The organism is Saccharothrix hoggarensis (assembly GCF_052936025.1).
This window is the reverse complement of sequence record NZ_CP193624.1, coordinates 6476228-6497277: the sequence shown is the minus strand read 5'-3', so window position 1 is coordinate 6497277 and position 21050 is coordinate 6476228. Positions and strand designations below refer to the sequence as shown.

Genomic DNA, 21050 nt, shown 5'->3' with positions numbered 1-21050 from the left:
ACCCATGGAGCGAATCGATGTTCGTAATCCTGACCGCGCTCAACATCGAGCACCAGGCGGTGTTCGAGCACCTGACCGACGTCCACGAGCGCACGTGCTCGGGCACCCTGTTCGAGGTCGGCACGCTCGCGACCCGCCCGGACCGGCAGGTCGCGCTCGGCGTGACCGGCGCCGGGACCACGACCGCCGCGACGTTGACCGAACGCGCCCGGACCGAGTTCTCCCCGACGGCCATGCTGTTCGTCGGTGTGGCCGGAGGTCTCCGGGACTGGCTGGAGATCGGTGACGTCGTCGCGGCCACCAAGGTCTACTCGCACCACGGCGCCCGCAGCGAGGACGCCGGCGACCTGGCGCGGCCGCGGTCCTGGGACGCCTCGCACGCGCTGGAGCAGAGGGCGCGGAGGCTGCCCCGCGGCGACGCCTGGTACTCCTACCTGCCGGACGGCGGGGAGCACGTGCGGCCCGGTGTCCACTTCGACCCCATCGCCGCGGGTGACGTGCTGCTGAACTCCAGGACGTCGTCGCTCGCGCAGGCGTTGCGGACGAACTACAACGACGCCGTCGCCATCGAGATGGAGAGCTCGGGGTTCGCGCACGCGGCACACCTGAGCGGCAACGTCCCCACGATGACGATTCGCGGCATCAGCGACCACGCGGACGGCAACAAGGCGGCCAGCGACCGCGCCGGCACGCAGCTCCTGGCCGCCCGCAACGCCGCCGCGTTCGCGATCGCCCTGATCGCGGCGCTCGACGACGCGTCCGGGCAGGAGGGTCGTGGACCCACCCCTGCCGCGGGCCCGTCGATGCCCACGATCCACAACACCAACTCCGCGAGCGGCAACGCCAGGGTCGGCCAGCAGGTCGGCGTCCAGCTCGGCGACTACTTCCGATCCGGCTGGACCGGGGGCAAGAGGTGAGCGAGGAGCCGGAACCGGACCCGGCGGGCAACGGCGCGCCGAAGATCGACAACCGGAACGTCGCCTCCGACGGCGCGCACGTCGACCAGCAGGTCGGTTTCCAGATCGGCGACACGACGATCCACCACGACCGGCGCACCTACCACATCAACCAAGGCGATCCGCCCGAGCGCAGGCACGAGGTCGCCCGCAACCTCCTCGCCGGTGGCACACCGCGGCGCGCGGAGGAGCTGTTCTCCGCCCTCCTCTTCCGGGAAGGGCGGATCACCACGGAGCGGACCTACTACTACGCCCTGTCCGTGATGAGTGAGCGGTCGCTGACCGAGCTGTCCGGCGAACTGCTCGACCACATCAGAGAAGCGCACCGGATGTGCCTGTCGCACCCCCTTGATGCGTGGTCCGAGGCGTTGGGCGTCGTGTGGGGCCTGCTGTGCCGGGTCCGGTGGGAGTACGGCGGCAGGGTCGAAGGGGAGCGGACGGACGTGGTCGTGGCCCTGCGGGCGCTGCCGTTCGTCCGCCAGGAGGAGATCGCCCGGCACATGGACGTGATCCTCAGTGGACTCGTGCAGGAGTGGTGGGAGTCCGACCTCAAGCTGCACATGATGCGGGAGCGCACCGTTCCGGACCGGGCGGCCCAGTCCCGGAAGTTCTTCGAGGCGGCCCCGGCCGTGCCGAGGCCGTACCCGCCGGACCCCGTGCCGGCGGCGCCGGGCGACCGCACCCGTGTGTTCTTCGGTTGCGTCGCGGTCCTCGCGGGGCTGGCCGTGCTCCTCGCAGGTCCGTTCAGGATGGGCGTGCTCGCGGAGCTGCTGCTCCTGGGCGCGGGGAGCTACCTCGTGCTGCGCTACGGCGTCGCGATCGAGTGTTCGAGGTTCAGGCCGGGGGTCGGCGGGCACCACCTCGAGCCTTCGGCGGACGCGGACGGGGACGCCGCCGCAGTGGACGTCCACGGGATGACCGGGTTCGGCAGGAACATCGGAGCCCTGGTCGACCGCCTCTTCAAGGAGGACGGACCGGGTGCGGCCGTCAAGCCCGAACAAGGGGCCGAGGCGCCCTACAAGGAGTACCGGACCTACCTGAAGAACCGGCTCGTCAGGTCGTACCAGCCGGATGAGGTGAAAGCGGCGAACCTCAGGTGGCTCGTCGAGTGGCACGTGAAGCGGGCGCGCGGGTGGTGGAGCCGCGCAGAGCCGGGTGCCGGAACCGGCTCGGCCAGTGGTGGGACCGCGGTGCTGTGCCGTTCCCTCGGTGTCCTGGCCGGGGTGGCGGGGCTGGCTCTCGCCCTGTGGGCGCAGCAGTTCTGGGCCGTGGTCCTCCTGTCGTTCGGCGGTTGGCTCGCTCTGCGGCACGGTGTGCGCGTGGGCGCCGTGAAGCGGCTGAACGTCGCTGCCCAGGCGGAGGCGAACGCCTTGTACGAAGCGGAGTTGGACGCGTACCGGGCCCGCGTCGCCGAACTGGAGGACCGGCCGAGCGACGCGCAGATCGCACGGTGGCACACCCTCGACAAGTTCTACCTCGTGTCGGACGTCATCAAGCGCGTCGGGCTGAAGAGGGACCAGATCATCGAGTACGTGGTCCTGACCGAGTGCGCGCCGTTCGCCCGGCGCAGCCGCCTGGAATACGGCCCGCCCCGGTACTCGGCCTACATGGTCCGCATCCTCCTGCTCACCAGGAAGGGCGTGCGCGTGGTCAGGCTTCGCCTAGACGCGCACACTGGCGAGGCGCAGAACGAGGAGCGCTTCATGTTCAGGTACGACGCCGTGGTGTCGGCGAAGGTGACCGAGAAGGGCGTGCGCACCACCGCGGTGAACGCCGTCCAGGACCTCGACGTGGAGAACCTGCGGAGCCGGGTCTTCCGCCTCGTCCTGAGCAACGGCGAGGCGATCGAGATGAAGGTGAACAGCTTCAAGAGCTGGCAGCAGTCCCACGAGGAGAGCGAGTCGGAGCTGATCGACGCCGCCTACGAGACGTCGGGGATCGAGAACGCCCTGCCCATCCTCGAGGCCATCGCGGCCGAGGGCGAGGACTGGATCACCCACGAGCGGGAACGCCGCAGGCAGTGGTCGCGCGAGTGGGACGAGGTCACCGTCGCGCGTTGAGACGCGGTTCCCACGGCGCCTCCCGGTCTCGTCCGGGGCACCGCGAGCCGGTACGAGCAGACAGACCAGGCCGCGCAGCGGACTCGCCCTCCGCGCACAACCGACAGAGAGCGGGCCCCCGTGTCGGGGCGCCGCTGTGGAGACGCCATGACCTTCATCAGGGCCGCGTCGGCGGTCGAACGGCGAGCCGGACCCCAAGACCCGGCAGACGAACACCGACCAGCACCACCGGCCGCCGGCACCTCTTGCGCCAACTACCCCCGTGACGCGAACGCGCCCCTTCCCCACCCGATTGCCGTGGAGGACCGATGAACGACCCGAACGCGAACGGTCCTTTCCCCGGCGGACCGCACGTGAACAACCACAACGAGGCGCACGCGGGCGCGCACGTCGGCCAGCAGGTCGGCTTCCAGTACGGCGACACGGCCATCCACTACGAGTCCGTGTACCACATCAACCACGGCGATCCGCCGGAGCGCAGGCACGAGGTCGCGCGCAACTTCCTGGCCGGCGGCACACCGCGTGAGGCGGAGCGGATCTTCCACCAGCTGCTGTGGGCCGGGCACGTGACCACCGAGCGGACCTACTACTACGTCCTCTCCGTCGTCAGCGATCGGTCTTTCCACGACGTGAGCGGCGAGCTGCCGGAGCGCATCATCGTCGCGCACAAGATGTGTGCGTCCCTGGCGGAGGACGGGTGGAGCGAAGCCCTCGCCGTGGTCGTGCGCCTCATTCGGGCCGTGCTCCGCGAGGTGGCGGACGAGCCGACCGACGAAGCCCTCGCCGACGTCATCGACACGTACAAGGCACTGCCGGCGGCGCGGCAGGACGAGATCGCCCAGCACCTCGGCATGATCCTCAACGGTGTGGTGAAGGAGAAGCTCGAGTCCCAGCACGCCATCCGGGTCGTGACCGAGAGGTTGAAGCCCCGTCGCGCGGCACGGGCGTGGAAGTTCTTCGAGCCGGATCCCGCCAAGCCCAGGCCGTACGCCTCCTCGCCGGTGCGGCCCGAGCAGGCGGACAAGGTCGGTCTGGTGGCGGGGGCCGGCGCGGTGGTGCTCGGCGTGGTGGCAGCGCTGATCGACGCGACGTTGGTGGGTTTGCTGCTCGGCCTCCCCCTCCTGGCCGGTGCGGGCTACCTCCTGGTTCGCCACGGCGGCGCGTGTGAAGCCGTGAGGATGCGCAACGCCGCAAAGCGGCGTGAGGTCACCCCGCCCCCGCACCCCGTGGTGCCGCGCTCACCGGGCCACTGGGTCACGACCGCGTTCGTCGAGGAAGTGCACCGCCTGGTCGACGGCTGCTTCGCCGAAGCCCGTCCACACGTCAGCGGTGACTGGCCCGCCTACACCGCGGGCGTCAAGGCGCACCTGAAGCAGCGCTTCGTCGACCAGTACGGGAATGCTCGCGTCACGGCGGCGCAGCTCAGGTGGTTGATGCGATGGCACGCGCGCCAAGTGGCGGCCGGGTGGTCCACCCACGCCCTGTTCCGCAACCAGATCCCGATCCCGCCCCGCGACACCCACCTCTTCCAAGCCGGCGTCGCGGCCGGCGTCATGGGATTGCTCGTGCTGCTCTTCGCCAACGGCCCTCTGCCGGTGCTGCTCCTCGGTGTGGGCGGGTTCTTCGCGGTCAAGGGCGCGATGCGGATCACGGGGAGCCGGGGCGTCGACGCATTCCTCCGTGACGACGCCGAACAGCTCTATGCCGCCGAAGAGCGCGCGTACCTGGAATGGCTGGAAACGCTGGCTGACCGCCCGAGCGATGGCGAGATGGCTCATTGGCTCGCCATGGACAAGGCGTATTTGAGGGACAGCGCGGTCAAGCGCGCAAAGCTGTCCGCCCACGACCTCGTGACGCACGTCGTGATGACGGAGGGGGCACCGGGTGCCCTGCGAGCGCGCGTGCTGCACGGGCCGCCGCGCTTTTCCCGGTACGTCGTGCAGATCTTCCTGCTCACCCGCAGCGGCGTGCGTGAGACGAGGGTAGAGCTGGATTTCCTCACCGGCGACGCGTGGAACGAACGCCGTCACCTCTTCCGATACGACGCCCTGGCGTCGGCGAGCGTCACGGAGAAGGGGCTCCGGGCCACCAGAGGCGAGGGGCCGCGGACAAAGGAGGTGGAGCGCCTGCGCAGCCGGGCGTTCCAGCTGACCCTCGTCAACGGCAGGGACATCACCGTGGTGGCCGAGAACTTCCGCAACCAGCAGGACGACCACATCGAGGACGAGTCCGAGCTGTTCGTGGTGGCCCTCCAAACTTCCGGCATCGATGCCGCACTGCCGATCCTCGAAGCAGTGGCCGCCGAAGGTTCGGACTGGATCGCCCGAGACCACGAACGCCGACAGCGATGGTCCCGCGACTGGTACGAGTGACCAACCCCGGTGCAGAGGTGGACGGACCACAACCGTCCACCTCTGCACCGTGACCGCACACCGCTCGGCGTGCGATCACCGCGGCCACCGACGGCATTTGCCGCGGATCACTCGCCAGACCGGGGAGTTGTGCCGTCGAGATTTGCTACAACGTGGACGCGAACATCGGCTGTGGATGGATTCACCGTCGTCCGACCGGCGATCGAAAACCTTCTCCGTCATCTTGCCGGGAAGAGCGTGAATCAACTGACGACGAGACTCCCTGGCATCTATAGTCGCCGCGATTGGCGCCATGTCGCGGTTGCAGGTTGACGCGCTGCGACTAGTCGACGCCGCTGACGACCCGAAATTCGCGACCTATGTCCTCGGTGACGCAGCGGCTGGAGCAGGGCAACTCCGTGCGCTTGCGGGGGCAATCGAACGCGGAGCGAGCTCTGTGGTCGTTGCCGGTCGATAGACCGCAGTACAACGCGGACTTCCTGCGACGGCGACGGTTGTTTCGTCGCCGTGGCAGGAAGTCGTCGAGCGCGGAGCACAACGGTGAACGGGTGCGGCGGCTACTGGCTGATCTGGTCCGCCGTTACGGCTCGACCGCGAGCCAGGCGTAGGGTGTGCCGTGTGCAACGGAGCGGCGCGCTGTGCCGGCGCTGTGACGAAAAGAAGTCGGACCACATATGAGCGATCAGGAAACGGGTGTCTTCACCAGCCATCACGTGCTGGACGGCACGCCTGTGATGCGGGTGTACCACGACGAAGACGGTGATTGGCAGTTCATGCCGCTGCTCGACGTCTCCGAGGAGGACGGGCGGCTGGTGGGTATCGACCACCTGCTTGCCGCCGACCCGACGCTGCGGGAGCTGCTGGACTTGCCGATGGGCTGGTACGCCTTCCGGGACTCCGTCGACGAGGCGTGGTCGCGGGAGAAGATGCCCGAGGACATGTGGTCGTGAGGTGTGGAAAGCAGGACGTGACGCGGCGATAATTGCCGCCTTATCGGGAGTCCCACCCGTCACGCACCCAGCCGTCAGTCTTCGTCGTCAGCTGAGACGGAGGCGCTGACATGAACCTGGTCGAAGAGGCCGAGAGGCGTGCCCGACAACTGGTCGACGCGATCACGCCGGCGCTGCTGGGCACCGGTTTCAGAGCAACCTCAGAGCCTCTTCGGCCGGGACTCATCCAGCAGCGCGTCCTCGTGACGGCACCCGACAAGCCGAAGATCGAGGTCATAGTCGAGGAAGCGCAAGCCGTCCTGTCGGTGGACAACCTGCCGCTGACCGGCATCGTCTACGAGTACGACCTGAACGAAGACCTGCCACCAGACCTGGTGAAACACCTGATTTCCGTAACCCGACAGGGATACCGGTACGTGCGGTTGCCGCTGTACGACCGGTTGGTAGTGGGGAACGCGCTCACCGTGGTGACACACGACCTGGGCTGGCCGCCGATCCTGGTACGGAAGTGGCGGCCAGACCCACAGCCTTGATCCTGCACGGGGCGCGAGTGCTGCGGTGAGCCGGTGTGTCCTCGCCTCGGGAGGCGGGTACCGCGGTGACGGTGGCCGAGTGGGCAGGGCACTCGGTGGAGGTGTTGTTGAAGATCTACGCCAAGTGCCTGGACGGAAAGGCGGCAGCCGTCCGGCAGCGCGTGGAGGCTGCGCTGGGGCACCGTCCGGGCTAGCCCAAACTTTGGCCCGTATTTGGCCCAGACACCCGTAGAAGGCCGGATTCAACCGGGCACGGCCGGACAGACGAGTAAGGCCCTTGACCGCGTTAGCGCTGGTCAAGGGCCTTTTCGTGCTGGTGAGAGGTGGTGCCCCCGGCAGGATTCGAACCTGCGCACCCGCCTCCGGAGGGCGGTGCTCTATCCCCTGAGCTACGGGGGCCGCAGCTACGGGAGTAGCTTAGCGCACCCGGTGGAGGGGGTTTTCAGGGCCTACCCTTCTGGGTTGTGGAACCGGTGCGCGAGCGATTCGTCCAGGCCCATGACCTGCGGCTTCGGGTGGTTGAGCAGGGGGTGCTCGGGGGTGAGCGGGTGGTGTTGGCGCACGGGTTCCCGGACACCTCGGCGGTGTGGGACGGGGTTGCTCGGAGGCTCGCGGAACGCTTCCACGTCGTTCGGTACGACCTGCGGGGGTTCGGGGGGTCCGAGGCGCCTCGTGACGTCGACGGGTACGCGGTGGGGTGGTTGGTGGAGGACCTGGCGGCTGTGGTGGAGGCGGTGGGAGGGCCGGTTCACCTCGTCGGGCACGACTGGGGGTCCACGCAGGGGTGGGTGGCGGTCGCCGAGCGGCCCGACTTGTTCCGGTCGTTCGTGAGCATCTCGGGCCCCGATCTGGGGCACGTCGGCAGCTGGGTGCGGCGGAACCGGTGGCGGCCGGTGAAGGTGGCCGGGGTGGTTCGGCGGTCCTGGTACATCCTCGGGTTCCTGGTGCCGGTGGCGCCCGAGTTGGTGTGGCGGGTGCCCGCGGTGCGCCGGATGCTCCACGCGGGGCGGCGCGAGCTCGTCAACGGGTTGGGGTTGTACCGCGCCAACGTCGGGCGACGTGCCGGAAGTGCGCGGACATCCGGGAAGGGCGCCACGGCGGGGCCGAAGCGGGTGTCGGTGCCGGTGCACCAGGTGGAGCTGACGGCTGACCCGTACGTGGTTCGGGAGCACTTGGAGGCGGCCGAGCCGTGGGTGGAGCAGCTGACCCGCAGCACGGTGCACGCCGGCCACTGGGCGGTTCGCACGCACCCCGAGCAGGTCGCCCGGCACATCGAGGACGCGATCGACGGGCGGCACGGTCGGCGGCTGGTCGTGGTCACGGGGGCCGGGAGTGGTGGTGGGGCGGTCGGGCGAACCCTTGCCGACGGTGGGGCGCAGGTCGTCGGGGCCGACGTGGCCGACCGGGCGGCTGCGCAAGCGTTTGCCGACGACGTGAGCGAGCGGTACGGGGTGCCGGAGGTCGTGGTCGCCAACGTCGGACCGCACGTCGGGGCGGACTGGCGGGAGGCCGTTGACGCGAAGCTGTGGGGTGTGGCGAACGTGGTCCGCGCCTTCGCGCCGCTGATGGTGGAACGGGCCGCGGGCGGCCACTTCGTCGTCACGGCGCGGCGGGACGGAACGGCCCGCCACGCGCACGCGACCACGAAGACCGCCTTGCGGATGCTCATCCGATGCCTGAAGGGTGAACTGCGGCCGCACGGCATCACGGTCAGCCTGATCTTCCCCGACGGTGGAACGGTCACCGAGGACGTGGTCAGGGCGGTGAACGCCCGCCGGCGCGGGTACCCGTGAGGCCGCGGGCAGCGGTGTGGCGGGGGCTACAGTCAAGTTGCACTCATGCGCATGTGACTATATGTTCCGCTCATGGGTCACGGACACGGCCACGGTGCCGCGCCGGCCAGTGGTAGCGCCAAGCACCTGGGCCGGCTGTGGGTCGCTTTCGGCATCGGGGCGGCCTTCATGGCCGTCGAGTTCGTCGTCGGCATCGCCACCGGCTCGCTGGCCCTGATCTCCGACGCCGCCCACATGCTCACCGACGTCCTGGGCGTCGGCATGGCGCTGGCGGCCATCATGCTGGCCCGCCGCGTGAAGTCGGGCGGCAGCCGCACGTTCGGCCTCTACCGCGCCGAGGTGCTGGCCGCCCTCGCCAACGCCGTGCTGCTCTTCGGCGTCGCCGGTTACGTCGTGTACGAGGCCGTCGGCCGCCTCGGCAACCCGCCGGAGGTGCCGGGCCTGCCGGTCGTCTTGGCCGCCACCGCGGGCCTGGTCGCCAACGTCGCCTCGTTCTTCATGCTGCGCGAGGGCGCCAAGGAGAGCATCAACGTCCGCGGCGCGTACCTGGAGGTGCTGGCGGACCTCATCGGGTCGGTCGGCGTGCTCCTCAGCGGCCTCGTCACGCTGGTCTTCGGCTGGCGGTACGCGGACCCCGTCATGGGCGTCGCGATCGGCCTGTTCGTCCTCCCGCGCACGTACAAGCTCGCCGCGAGCGCGCTGCGCATCCTCTTCCAGCACGCCCCGGAACGGCTGGACGTCTCCGAGGTGCAGGCCGACCTGAGCCGCCTGCCCGGCGTGGCGGAGGCGCACGACCTGCACGTCTGGACGCTCACCTCGGGCATGGAGGTCGCCTCCGCGCACCTCACCACCCGCGACGACGTCGACCCGGCCGAGGTGCTGCACGCCGCGCAGACGCTGCTGGCCGAGCGCTACCGCATCGAGCACGCCACGCTCCAGGTCGAACCAGGAGATTCCGCGCAGAGGTGCCGCGAAATCTCCTGGTGACCCGTCAACCCGCTAGAGCGTCGAGCACTGGCCGTTCTTCGGGCCGCGCACCTCGTTGACCCACCCGTTGTTCACCGGCGCGGGGTCGTTCGCCTGGCACGACATCGGCCCCGCGACGGTGTTCGCGGCGACCGACGTGCCGCCCTTGTTGCCCACGAGCGTCACCGGCCCGTCGATCGTCACCCGTTCCAGTGACACCTCGCCGGACGTCCCGTTGATGTTCACGGGCCCGCCGACGGACGCCTCCACCAGCACGACCGCCGCCGCGCCCGCGGCCGACAGCGAGCCGACCGAGCCGCCGAACACGTACAGCGACGCACCCGCCGCCACGGTCACCGGCCCGGTCACCGAAGCGCCGTCCACGCACGTCACGCCCGAGTCCACGCGCAACGGCCCGTCGACCTCGCCCGTCACGGTGGACGTGCACGTCACGAACGGCTTGGCCAGCACCTCGACCTCGGCCAGCGTGACGGCTCCGGGGAACTCCAGCCGGTAGTGCTGGTAGTGACCCGGTCGGGCGATCTTGAACGCCCGTGTCTGCTGCCGCCACGGGAACGCCTCGCCGGACCGCTCGTCCACGGTCGACCACGTGACCCCGTCGTACGAGCCCTTCAGGACCCACGACGACGGGTCGCCGGCCTCCTTGCCCGAGGTGAGCGTGTAGAACTCCGCCTTCTCCTTCTTCGACGGCAGGTCCACCTGCAACGACGACACCGAGCCCGACGTCTGCGAGGTGTTGTCCACCAACGCCGCCGGACCGCCGGTCACCGTCCCCGTCGACGTCACGTCCCGCAGCGGCGCCGGGACGGCGGAGCCCTTGGTCAACGACGGCGGCGCGGCGTCCTCGGCGGTGGCCCACCGGGACGGCGACGACCCCATCTCGAAGTCGAGCGTGCCGCCGGACGCGATCTCCGCGTGCGGCAGGTGCGCCTTGTCCCACTTCTTCCCGTTGACCTTCAACGACTGCACGTAGATGTTCCGCGCGCTGTTCGACGGCGCGTTGATCACGAGCGTGCGCCCGTTCTCCAGGTGCACGGTCATCTTCTTGAACAGCGGCGACCCGATGGCGTACGACGCGTTGCCCATCTGCAACGGGTAGAAGCCCATGGCGCTGAACAGCCACCACGCGGACTGCTCGCCGTTGTCCTCGTCGCCGGGGTAGCCCTGGCCGATCTCGCTGCCCAGGTACAGCCGGGACAGGATCTCGCGCACCTTCTCCTGCGTCTTCCACGGCTGACCGGCGTAGTCGTACATGTAGGTGATGTGGTGCGAGACCTGGTTGGAGTGGCCGAGCTGGCCCATCCGCACGTCGCGCGCCTCGGTCATCTCGTGGATCACGCCGCCGTACGAGCCGGGGAACTTCGCCGTCTCCGGGGTCGCGAAGAACTCGTCGAGCTTCGACGCGAGCCCGTCCCGGCCGCCGTACAGGTTGGCCAGGCCCTGGCCGTCGTGCGGCACGGAGAACGCCATGTTCCAGCCGTCGGTCTCGGTGTAGTCGTGGCCCCACTCGCGCGGGTCGTAGTCCTCCGGCGCCTCGCGACGCGTGCCGTCGGGGTTGCGCCCCTGGAAGAACCCGGTGGCCGGGTCGAACATGTGCACGTAGTTCTGGGCGCGGTTGGAGAAGTACTCGTGCGCCGCCTGGTACTGCGCCTCACCGGTCCGCTCGTGCAACGCCTTCGCCATGTTCGCGATGCCGTAGTCGTTGACGTAACCCTCGATCGCCCACGACATGCCCTCGCCGGTGGCGGTGGACGTGTAGCCGGTGAAGATCGACGTGTCGAGGCCCTTGCGGCCGACGCCCGCGTTCGGCGGGGCCACGGTGGCGTTCTTCACCGCCGCGTCGTACGCCGCCTTGACGTCGGGCAGGTCGACGCCCTTGACGAACGCGTCCGCGAACGCCACGTCGGAGCTGGTGCCGGTCATCAGGTTCGCGTAGCCGGGGGAGGACCAGCGCGAGATCCACCCGCCGTCGCGGTACTGCTGCACGAACCCGTCCGCCAGCTCGGCCGCCTTGCCCGGCGTCAGCAGGCTGTACGCGGGCCACGTGGTCCGGTAGGTGTCCCAGAAGCCGTTGTTGACGTAGATCTTGCCGTCCACGACCTTCGCGCCGGTCCGCGTCGGCGTGGCGGGCCCGGCGGCCTGCACGGGAGACGCGTACTGGTACTTGGGCGCGTCGGCGGTGCCGGTGTTCTCGAAGCCCGAGTTCGGGTACAGGTACAGCCGGTAGAGGTTGGAGTACAGCGTGGTCAGCTGGTCCTCCGAAGCGCCCTCGACCTCGACCATGCCGAGCACCCGGTCCCACGCGTCCTGCGCCCGGTCGCGCACGGAGTCGAACGTGTCGGACGCGGACACCTCCAGCTCCAGGTTGTGCCGAGCCTGGTCGACGCCCAGCAGCGAGGTCGCGATCCGCATGGTCACGGTCTTGTCGGCGGACGTGTCGAACTGGAAGTAGCCCGCCACGTTGTCGCGGCCCGCGCCGGTCAACCGGCCACTGGCCTTCACCGGCTTGTCCACCACGCCGTACACGAACAGGCGCGTCGCGCCGGTCGACAGGCCGCTCTTGACGTCGGAGAAGCCCGTCACGACACCGGTGGCCGGGTCGAGCGTCAGGCCGCCGCTGTTGTTCACGTTGTCGAAGACCAGGTTCGAGGTGTCGTCCACGAACGTGAAGCGGAACACCGCGGCGTGGTCGGCCGGCGCGATCTCGGTGCGCATCCCGTTCTCGAACGTCACGCCGTAGTAGTGCGCCCGCGCGGTCTCGTTCTCGTGCCGGAACGGCAGCGCGCGTGCGGCGCGGTCCGCGGTGGGCGTGCCGCGGGACGGCATCACCTGGAACGTCTGCCGGTCGCCCATCCACGGGCTCGGCTCGTGGCTCGCGGTGAACGCCTGCAACGTCGGCAGGTTGTCCCGGTTGTTGTTCTTGGCGTACTCGTACAGCCAGCTGATCGAGCCCGCGTTCGTCATCGGCGACCAGAAGTTGAAGCCGTGCGGCACGGCGGTGGCCGGGATGTTGTTGCCGCGCGAGAACGAGCCGCTGGAGTTCGTGCCGCGGGTCGTCAGCACCCAGTCGGACGGACGGGGGCGCTCCACCACGACCGGCGCGGACTTCACCGCGATGTCGTCGATCCAGCCGTTGAACCCGGCCGGGCCCTTGGGGTTGTCGTAGGCCACGAGGACGCGCTTGATCGTCTTGCCCGCGGCGACGGCGCCGATCACGGACGCGACGCGGTTCCACTGGTTGGTGTACAGGGACTTCGCCACGCCTTGGCCGCGGGGCGACAGCTCGAACCCGTGCTGGTCGCGCGCGCCGAGGTCGCTGAGGTACGTGCCGTCGTCGAACGCGAGGTCCACCGACACGAACGTCGCCGGGTAGTTCAGGTCGTCCGTGGTGAACGACGGGAAGATCAGGTACGACAGCTCGGTGGTCGACGTGACGGGGACGTCCACCTCGAAGACCTTGTTGTACGAGTAGCCGTGGCCCTCGGCGACGTGCGTCCCCTGGTACCGCAACGCCTTCAGCCCGGTGAAGCCCGCGCCGGCCTTGGCGTTGTAGCCGCCGTTGGCGCCCTTGCCCACGCTCGTGCGCATGTTCCGCGCCGGCGGGGTGGTGGAGCCGTCGGAGAACTGCACCTCGGCGAGCTGGATGAGGTTCACGCCGCCCGCGGTCGCGGTGATGTCCAGCCGGTAGAAGCGGAACGCCTCGGTGTTCGCGATGTCGTAGGTCTTGGTCTGGAACCGCTCGGTGAACACCTCGCCGGTCCGCGCGTCCAGGTCGGTCCACGTCGTGCCGTCGTTCGAGCCGCGCAGCGCCCAGTTCTTCGGGTCGCGCTCGGGCGCGTCGTTGGCCGACGACAGCGCGTAGCGCTTGACCGCGACCGGCTCGGCGAACGTGAACCGCGCCCAGCCGGTCGGGGTGAAGGTGAGCCACTTCGACGACACGTTGCCGTCGACCAGGTTCTCCTTGACCTCGCCCGCTTCGGCGTACTCGGAGTTGGCGGCCACGTCGACCACGCGGTCGGTGACGTTGCCGGGGATGCCGGTGGAGTCGGTGCCGTCGACGCCGGACGCCTTCGGCGTGCCGTCGGGGCCCGTCTCCACGGTGCTCGACCACTTCGGCTGCGGCTGCCCGTCCTCGAACGACGTGGCGAACAACGTCTCGCTCACGGTTGGCTCCCCCGGTGCGGCGGTCGCGGAGGACCAGCCTCCCACGCTCGCCAGCACCAGCGCAGCGGTCGTGACGACCGCCAGCGATCTCCTGCTCCGCATGAGCCCCATTGCGCACGCCTTTCGCCTCAGACCAAGCCGATCTTCAGCGAAGCAAAGGGGGACGTGACATCGTTGTCAAGAGCGACTGGTCAACTTGTCCGCAAGCCTGTCCGCCCGCTGCTCCAACCGATCTACACTCACTCCCTGTGACGGTCCGGAAGTCGCCCCAGGTGGGCACCCCCGCGGGTATGCGCGTGCTGAACCAACGCGCGGTGCTCGACCGCCTGCGCGTGGGTGGCCCGGCGACGAGGCCGCAGATCGCCAAGGACACCGGGTTGTCGAAACCGACCGTGGGCCAGGCGTTGGTCGACCTGGAGCAGCACGGCCTGGTGCGGGCCATCGGCCGCACGACGGCGGGTCCGGGCCGGTCGGCGATGGTCTACGAGCCCAACCCGGCGGCCGGGCACGTGCTGGGCGTCGACATCGGCCGGCAGCGCATCCGCGTCGCCGTGGCGGACCTGGCCGGGTCGGTCATCGCGCGGGTGGACGAGCGCAACCGCTGCCGTTCCGCGTCCGCGCTCGTCCGCACGGTGCGGGAGTTGGCGGAGCGGACGGTGTCCGACGCCGGCCTCTCGTTGGCCGACCTGGTCGTGAAGGTCGTCGGCACGCCGGGCGTCCCGGACCCGCGCGACCGGACGCTGCACCACGCGCCGAACCTGCCGGGCTGGGAACGCCCCGGCCTGCTGGACGACCTCGAAGCCGAGCTGGGCGACGGCCTGGTCGTGGAGAACGACGCCAACCTCGCCGCGGTGGGCGAGCGCGCGTACGGGGTGGCGCGGGACGTGGACGTGTTCGTGTGCGTCACCGTCGGCACCGGGATCGGCATGGGGATCGTGGTGGACGGCCGGCTGTTCCGCGGCGCGCACGGCGCGGCGGGTGAGGTCGGCTACCTGCCCTACACCGGTCAGTCCGAAGAGGACGGTCGGCAGCGCGGGCAGGCCGAGTCCGCGGCGGCGGCGGAGTCCGTGGTGGCGCTGGGCAGGCAGCACGGCCTGGTCGTGAAGTCGGCGCGCGAGGTGTTCGCGGCGGCGCGGTCGGGTGACGAGCGGGCGTTGCTGGCGGTGCGCGACGAGGCCGAGCGGCTGGCGTTCGTGGTGGCGTCGGTGGTCGCGGTGATCGACCCCGAGCTGGTGGTGCTGGGCGGCGGCATCGGCAGCAACACCGACCTGCTGCAGGAGCCGATGGAGGCCGCGCTGCGCCGGATGACGCCGCTCGTGCCGCGGATCGTGGCGGGCGAGCTGGGTGATGGCGCGGTGCTCAGCGGCGCGGTGGCGATGGGGCTGCGGTCGGCGCGCGAGCTCGTGTTCGACCGCCGAGTGCCTGTGACTCTCTGAGAGTAGTCGAGTGGCTCCCACGTGCTGATTCACTCGAACGTTGTAGGTATGAACTCGCCAGTAACGACGTAGCGTGACCGTACCTCCTCCTGGAGGGTGTGTGTCCTTCCGTTGTTGAAGGGGAGTCGAAAGGGGAGTACGGGGGACGTGGTCCCCTTTCGACCGTTGCACGGGGCAGGTGCCGCGCCCGCAAACACCTGCCCCGTGTTCTATTTGCTGTGTTGGATGGCGCCGCCTCCGGCGTCGCGGCTCGGTCGCCTGGAAGTCGACCGCTCGCGCCTGAATTCCCAAGATCGAAAAGCGTGATCGTCGGGAAATGAGTCGCGAACGATCGACGCGACCTCGCGGGGCGTTCCCGGCCCCCCGGCTGTACCGCCCCGCTGCCCCGTTTTGCCCCGCTGCTCCCGCGCGTCACGCTGCGCCCTCCTCACTGCCTGACCCGGTTGAGCTGACCCGCGCCGCCGACTGTGTCCGCCACCTTTGAGCCCGCGAAGTTCGCCGACGACTTCTTCGGGCTGACGGTGGCGGTCCCGGTTCGACCTTGCCGGAGTGGTGGAGGGGCGTCCACGGGCCATCGGCCGGCTGTGGACAACTCGACGGGTTGTGGACAACCGGGGTGCCGCCAACTACGGCGCTCCGCCGCTCCCGCGCGCCCTACCTCCACCCGCCGCGCCGCCTCATGCCTGCTCAACCGACCTGTTCACACCGCTACCCACCAGGACCTACCTGCGAGTAGTAGAAGTCGGATGGCGGGCGGAGGTTCGGGAGCGCGGCGGGGCGGCGGCGGGTGGGCTGAGCGGAAAGCCGAAGCGGGGCGAGGCGGCGGCGGCGCGCGGCTGGCGAGGTGGGGTGGCGCGCGGGGCGGTGAGGTGGGGCGGTGCCGGGGGGCGAGGCGGGAGCGGCGCGGGGTCGTGCCGGGGGCGGCGGCGCGTGGGCGGCGTGGTGGGGCGGTGCCGGGCGGCGGAAGGGCGGCGCGTGGGGCGGTGCCGGGGTGCGAGGCGGGCGCGGCGTGGTGGGGCCGTGCTGGGGGTGGAGGGCGGTGCGGGAGGGTTAGCTGGTCAGGGGAGCGGCGCCGCGTTCGGTCAGCAGTTGCTTCATGTACTCGCCCTCGGACTTCTGCGACTTCAGCATGTTGTCGGCGAGGGTGCGGACTACCGGTTGGCCCGCGTGCGCGGCGCCGTACTCGGCCATCGGGGCGCCGCCCTGGTGGTGCCGCAGCATCAGCTGGAGGAAGTACACGTCGAAGTCGACGCCGGTCAGGGCGCGCAGCTTGGCCAGCTCGGCCGACGTCGCCATGCCGGGCATGAGGCCGGTGACGCCGGCGGCCGCCGAGGCGCCGTGGGCGTGCGAGGACGCGCTCATCCACTTCATGTGGGTGCCGTCCACCGACTGCTCGGGGTGGCCCCAGAGGGTCAGCCACCCCTTCATCCGGCCCACCTGCTCCAACTGGGTGGACTGGATGTCGAACGCCAGCTGCCGGATCGCCGGATCGGCGGTCCGGTTCCGCGCCTCGTTGGCCATGGTGACGCCCTGCAGGTGGTGCACGGCCATGTCCTGCGCGAAGCCCACGTCGACCGAGTCAGCCGCCGGGGTGGACGAGGTGTCCGCCCCCGGCAGCTTGATCAGCAGGCCGACCGCGGCGCCGAGCAGCAGCACGGCGACCACGGCGACCGCCACCACGACGGCGCGCGTCGCGGTGACCGCGCGCTGCTCGGGCTCGGTCAACGAATCAGCTCCCGCTCGGCTGGGTCGGCGCCGGCGCGTCCGAGGCCGGGGGCTGCTCGCCGCCGGCCTCCGTGCCGTCCGCCGTGCCACCGTCCATCGGCACCGCGTCGGGGCCCGGGGCCTCCGCCACGAACGGCGGCGGGTTCGTCACGTCGAACGTGTTCGAGTCGCACGTCGCGCCGATCTCCGGGTACGTGTACTGGTTGCGCCGGAGGGCCTGGATGAACTGGTCGATGCGCTCGTCGTCCGCGCTCTCCACCTTCAGCTGGTGGCCCCACGCCTGCAGCGAGATCGGCTTGTCCAGCCCGGGGTACGGGGAGATCATCGTGAACTGCTGGCCGTCGGCCTTGGCCTGCAGCTTCGCCAGCGCGTCACCCGTGATCCGGTCCGGGTTGTAGGCGATCCACACGGCGCCGTGCTCCAGCGAGTGGACCATGTTCTCGGTGCGGACGGCCGTCTGGTAGACGACGCCGGTGCACGCGGCCCAGGCGCCGTCGTGCGGGCCGCCGAACGGGGGCGAGAAGTCGTAGGCGACGCGCTGCGTGGGCTGCACGTGCTTGCCCTGCTCGTACTCCTTCTTCACCACGCCCTGGATCTGGTCCGAGGGGTCCTTGTTCTCCTCGGACGGGTTCCACTTGGCGAGGGCCGCCTCCTTGGCGTTCTGCTCCGAGATCTGGTTGAACGCGTAGCCGAACACGCCGCCGGCGAGTGCCAGCACGGCGACCACCGCGATGATGGTCCCCCATGGCTTCGGCTTCTTGGCCACCACCGAGGAGCGCGCCGCCGCAACGCTGGAGCGCGCGGCCTTCGTCTTCTTGCCGCTGGTCATGTCCGCCTCAGTCTCGTCATACGCCCATGCCGCGAGCCAGTGTAGGGATACGATGTCTGATCACCGTCAACCGGCCGTCACGGCGGGTGGTCGTCAACAGTTGTCAATCCCACTTCGCGAGACGCGCATCCCGCCGGAGACCAGCGGGAACGCTTCCCTAGACTTGCCGGGTGACTCCCGCTGCGCTCGCTGAACTGGTCCGCGCGACGGCCGTGGACGTGCTGACCTCCCGCGGCCTCGATCCCGCCGCCCTGCCCACAGCGGTCACCGTCGAGCGCCCCCGCAACCCCGAGCACGGCGACTACGCCACCAACCTCGCCCTCCAGACCGCCAAGAAGGTCGGCGTGCCGTCCCGCGACCTGGCCGGCTGGCTCGCCGACGCGCTGACCGGCGCCGAGTCCATCTCCGCGGTCGAGGTCGCGGGCCCCGGCTTCCTGAACCTGCGGCTCGCCGCGGACGCGCAGGGCGAGATCGTGCGCGACGTGCTGGAGGCCGGCGCGGCCTACGGGCGCGGCGACCGGCTCGCCGGCGTCCGGATCAACCTGGAGTTCGTCTCGGCGAACCCGACCGGCCCCATCCACCTGGGCGGCACGCGCTGGGCGGCGGTCGGCGACGCGCTCGGCCGCATCCTGGAGGCCAACGGCGGCGAGGTCACCCGGGAGTACTACTTCAACGACGCGGGCGCGCAGATCGACCGGTTCGTCCGGTCCCTGATCGCCGCCGCGAAGGGCGAGCCCGCGCCCGAGGACGGCTACGCGGGCGGCTACATCAGCGACATCGCCGCCGAGGTGCTGCGGCAGGAGCCGGGCGCGCTCGCCGCCGAGGACAGCCACGAGGTGTTCCGCCGCATCGGCGTGACCCTGATGTTCGAGGAGATCAAGAAGGACCTCCACGACTTCGGCACGGACTTCGACGTCTACTTCCACGAGAACTCGCTGCACGAGTCCGGCGCCGTCGCCAAGGCCGTCGACCAGCTGAAGGGCTCCGGCGCGCTGTACTTCGACAACGGCGCCTGGTGGCTGCGGTCCACCGAGTTCGGCGACGACAAGGACCGCGTGGTCATCAAGAGCGACGGCGACCCGGCCTACATCGCGGGCGACATCGCCTACCTGGTCGACAAGCGGTCGCGCGGCTTCGACCTGTGCATCTACATGCTGGGCGCGGACCACCACGGCTACATCGGCAGGCTGAAGGCCGCCGCGTCGGCGCTCGGCGACGACCCGGCGTCGGTCGAGGTGCTGATCGGCCAGATGGTGAACCTGGTCAGCGAGGGCAAGCCGGTCCGGATGAGCAAGCGCGCGGGCACCGTGATCACCATGCAGGACCTGGTGGACGCGGTCGGCGTGGACGCGGCCCGGTACGCGATGTCCCGCTCCTCGGTCGACTCGTCCCTGGACATCGACCTCGACCTGCTGCGCAAGCGCAGCAACGACAACCCCGTCTACTACGTCCAGTACGCGCACTCGCGGATCTCTTCCGTGCTCCGCAACGCGGCCGACCTCGGCATGACGCCGAACGAGTCGTACGGGCTGCTGCGGCACGACCGCGAGGGCGACCTGATCCGCACCATCGGCGAGTTCCCGCGCGTCGTCGCCACGGCCGGTGAGCTGCGGGAACCGCACCGCGTCGCCCGGTACCTCGAAGAGCTGGCCGGCACCCTGCACCGGTTCTACGACACACCGGAGTGCCGCGTGCTGCCGCGCGGCGACGACGAGGTGACCGAGGTGCAGCGGGCCCGCTTGCAGCTGTGCGCGGCGACCCGCCAAGTGTTCGCCAACGGCCTGGCACTGCTGGGCGTGACCGCTCCGGAGCGAATGTGATGCGCGCCCACCCCGCCGGTCCCCGGCACGCCGACGTCATGGTGCCGTCCAACACGGCGGGCAACCGCCCGGCGACGGCCGCCGACCTGGACTCGCTGCACCCGCAGGTGTGGCCGCGCAACGCCGAGCGCGGCGACGACGGCGCGGTGCGCTTCGCCGGCGTCGACGTGCGGCAGCTCGCCCAGGAGCACGGCACCCCGCTGTTCGTGATGGACGAGGCCGACTTCCGCTCCCGCTGCCGGGAGCACGCCGCCGCGTTCGGCGACCCGACCGCGGTCCACTACGCGTCGAAGGCGTTCCTGTCCGTCGCGGTGGCCCGCTGGGTCGCCGAGGAGGGCCTGAGCATCGACGTGGCCAGCGGCGGCGAGCTGGCCGTCGCGCTGCGCGCGGAGTTCCCGCCGGAGCGGATCGCGCTGCACGGCAACAACAAGTCCGTGGCCGAGCTGACCAAGGCCGTCGAGGTCGGCGTCGGCGCGGTCGTGCTCGACTCGTTCTACGAGATCGCCCGGCTCGACCAGGTCGCGCGCGAACGCGGCCGGGTCCAGCCGGTCATGATCCGGGTGACGGTCGGCGTCGAGGCGCACACGCACGAGTTCATCGCCACCGCTCACGAGGACCAGAAGTTCGGCTTCTCGCTGTCCTCGGGCGACGCGGCCGAGGCGGCGCGGCGGGTGCTGAAGTCCGACGGGCTGCGGCTCATCGGCCTGCACAGCCACATCGGCTCGCAGATCTTCGACGCCAGCGGCTTCGAGGTCGCCGCGCGCCGCGTCATCGGCCTGCTGGCGGACCTGCGCGACGAGCACGGCGACGGCATCCTCGACCACGTGACCACGGTCGACCTCGGCGGCGGCCTCGGCATCGCCTACACGCCGGACGACGACCCGCCGCCGCCCGCCGAGCTGGCCAGGCAGCTGCGCAACATCGTCTCCAAGGAGTGCGAGCACGCCGGCCTGCCCGTGCCGAAGATCGCGGTCGAGCCGGGCCGCGCCATCGTCGGCCCCGGCACGGTGACGCTGTACGAGGTCGGCACCATCAAGGACGTCGAGCTCGACGCCGGCGCGATCCGCCGGTACGTGAGCGTCGACGGCGGCATGAGCGACAACATCCGCACCGCGCTCTACGACGCGGTGTACGACTGCAAGGTCGTGTCGCGCGCCGCCGCGCCGGACGCGAAGGCCGTCCTGTGCCGCGTCGTGGGCAAGCACTGCGAGTCCGGTGACGTGGTCGTGCGCGACTGCTGGCTGCCCGACGACCTCGCCCCCGGCGACCTGATCGCGGTCGCCGCGACCGGGGCGTACTGCTACTCGATGGCCAGCGGCTACAACCGACTTCCCCGGCCCGCGCTCGCCGCGGTCGTGGACGGCCAGGCCCGGTTGCTGCTGCGCCGGGAGACCGAGGAAGACCTGTTCCGCCTGGAGGTATGAG

Annotated in this window: 14 protein-coding genes and 1 tRNA gene; 11 read left to right on the top strand and 4 right to left on the bottom strand. The window is 70.4% G+C overall.

The window, feature by feature from the left end:
* Window positions 1-17: 17 nt before the first annotated feature.
* From ACRAKH_RS29425 to ACRAKH_RS29400, 6 genes are all read left to right on the top strand, one after another.
* Window positions 18-917, top strand: coding sequence for a 5'-methylthioadenosine/S-adenosylhomocysteine nucleosidase (locus tag ACRAKH_RS29425; protein ID WP_380724406.1), 900 nt, complete (start codon window positions 18-20; stop codon window positions 915-917).
* On the top strand, window positions 914-3016 hold the full coding sequence (locus ACRAKH_RS29420; protein ID WP_380724405.1) for a hypothetical protein: 2103 nt from the start codon (window positions 914-916) through the stop codon (window positions 3014-3016). Before ACRAKH_RS29425 ends, ACRAKH_RS29420 begins: the two co-directional genes overlap by 4 nt.
* Window positions 3017-3324: 308 nt before the next feature.
* Window positions 3325-5388, top strand: coding sequence for a hypothetical protein (locus ACRAKH_RS29415; RefSeq protein ID WP_380724404.1), 2064 nt, complete (start codon window positions 3325-3327; stop codon window positions 5386-5388).
* A 674-nt stretch (window positions 5389-6062) separates the two neighbouring features.
* Complete coding sequence (locus ACRAKH_RS29410; protein WP_380724403.1) at window positions 6063-6338, top strand: hypothetical protein; 276 nt, start codon at window positions 6063-6065, stop codon at window positions 6336-6338.
* Between the two features lie 110 nt (window positions 6339-6448).
* Window positions 6449-6871, top strand: a complete 423-nt coding sequence (locus tag ACRAKH_RS29405) for a hypothetical protein (protein WP_380724402.1) — start codon at window positions 6449-6451, stop codon at window positions 6869-6871.
* Window positions 6872-6942: 71 nt separating this feature from the next.
* Window positions 6943-7065, top strand: a complete 123-nt coding sequence (locus ACRAKH_RS29400) for a hypothetical protein (RefSeq protein WP_380724401.1) — start codon at window positions 6943-6945, stop codon at window positions 7063-7065.
* 130 nt (window positions 7066-7195) lie between these two features.
* Here the strand turns inward: ACRAKH_RS29400 and ACRAKH_RS29395 are convergent.
* Window positions 7196-7270, bottom strand: a tRNA-Arg gene (locus ACRAKH_RS29395).
* 149 nt (window positions 7271-7419) lie between these two features.
* Between ACRAKH_RS29395 and ACRAKH_RS29390 the strand changes: the two genes are divergently transcribed.
* On the top strand, window positions 7420-8664 hold the full coding sequence (locus tag ACRAKH_RS29390; protein ID WP_380724400.1) for an alpha/beta fold hydrolase: 1245 nt from the start codon (window positions 7420-7422) through the stop codon (window positions 8662-8664).
* A gap of 72 nt (window positions 8665-8736) precedes the next feature.
* A complete protein-coding gene (locus ACRAKH_RS29385) occupies window positions 8737-9651 on the top strand; it encodes a cation diffusion facilitator family transporter (RefSeq protein WP_380724399.1) in 915 nt (304 codons plus the stop codon).
* 12 nt (window positions 9652-9663) lie between these two features.
* Here ACRAKH_RS29385 and ACRAKH_RS29380 read toward each other — a convergent pair whose 3' ends face one another.
* The gene (locus tag ACRAKH_RS29380) at window positions 9664-13926 is read right to left on the bottom strand and encodes a GH92 family glycosyl hydrolase (protein ID WP_380724398.1); all 4263 of its coding nucleotides are present in this window, start codon (window positions 13924-13926) and stop codon (window positions 9664-9666) included.
* A 179-nt stretch (window positions 13927-14105) separates the two neighbouring features.
* Here ACRAKH_RS29380 and ACRAKH_RS29375 point away from each other — a divergent pair, with 179 nt between their 5' ends.
* Window positions 14106-15251 (top strand): ROK family transcriptional regulator, encoded by a 1146-nt coding sequence (locus ACRAKH_RS29375; RefSeq protein WP_380724416.1) that lies wholly within the window; start codon window positions 14106-14108, stop codon window positions 15249-15251.
* 1050 nt (window positions 15252-16301) lie between these two features.
* On the opposite strand, the gene ACRAKH_RS29370 is transcribed toward ACRAKH_RS29375, so the two are convergent.
* Both ACRAKH_RS29370 and ACRAKH_RS29365 read right to left on the bottom strand, forming a co-directional pair.
* Window positions 16302-16976, bottom strand: coding sequence for a DUF305 domain-containing protein (locus ACRAKH_RS29370; RefSeq protein ID WP_380728844.1), 675 nt, complete (start codon window positions 16974-16976; stop codon window positions 16302-16304).
* 4 nt (window positions 16977-16980) lie between these two features.
* Window positions 16981-17805 (bottom strand): DUF3105 domain-containing protein, encoded by an 825-nt coding sequence (locus ACRAKH_RS29365; RefSeq protein WP_380728847.1) that lies wholly within the window; start codon window positions 17803-17805, stop codon window positions 16981-16983.
* 170 nt (window positions 17806-17975) lie between these two features.
* On the opposite strand from ACRAKH_RS29365, the gene argS reads away from it, so the two are divergent.
* A complete protein-coding gene (argS, locus tag ACRAKH_RS29360; protein WP_380728849.1) occupies window positions 17976-19625 on the top strand; it encodes an arginine--tRNA ligase in 1650 nt (549 codons plus the stop codon).
* A complete protein-coding gene (gene lysA, locus ACRAKH_RS29355; protein WP_380728851.1) occupies window positions 19625-21049 on the top strand; it encodes a diaminopimelate decarboxylase in 1425 nt (474 codons plus the stop codon). Before argS ends, lysA begins: the two co-directional genes overlap by 1 nt.
* Window position 21050: the final 1 nt, after the last annotated feature.

Coding starts and splice junctions, on each gene's coding strand:
- ACRAKH_RS29425 (WP_380724406.1), top strand. CDS start 18: ATGTTCGTAATCCTGACCGCGCTCAACATCGAGCACCAGGCGGTGTTC.
- ACRAKH_RS29415 (WP_380724404.1), top strand. CDS start 3,325: ATGAACGACCCGAACGCGAACGGTCCTTTCCCCGGCGGACCGCACGTG.
- ACRAKH_RS29410 (WP_380724403.1), top strand. CDS start 6,063: ATGAGCGATCAGGAAACGGGTGTCTTCACCAGCCATCACGTGCTGGAC.
- ACRAKH_RS29405 (WP_380724402.1), top strand. CDS start 6,449: ATGAACCTGGTCGAAGAGGCCGAGAGGCGTGCCCGACAACTGGTCGAC.
- ACRAKH_RS29385 (WP_380724399.1), top strand. CDS start 8,737: ATGGGTCACGGACACGGCCACGGTGCCGCGCCGGCCAGTGGTAGCGCC.
- ACRAKH_RS29380 (WP_380724398.1), bottom strand. CDS start 13,926: ATGGGGCTCATGCGGAGCAGGAGATCGCTGGCGGTCGTCACGACCGCT.
- ACRAKH_RS29375 (WP_380724416.1), top strand. CDS start 14,106: ATGCGCGTGCTGAACCAACGCGCGGTGCTCGACCGCCTGCGCGTGGGT.
- ACRAKH_RS29365 (WP_380728847.1), bottom strand. CDS start 17,805: ATGACCAGCGGCAAGAAGACGAAGGCCGCGCGCTCCAGCGTTGCGGCG.
- lysA (WP_380728851.1), top strand. CDS start 19,625: ATGCGCGCCCACCCCGCCGGTCCCCGGCACGCCGACGTCATGGTGCCG.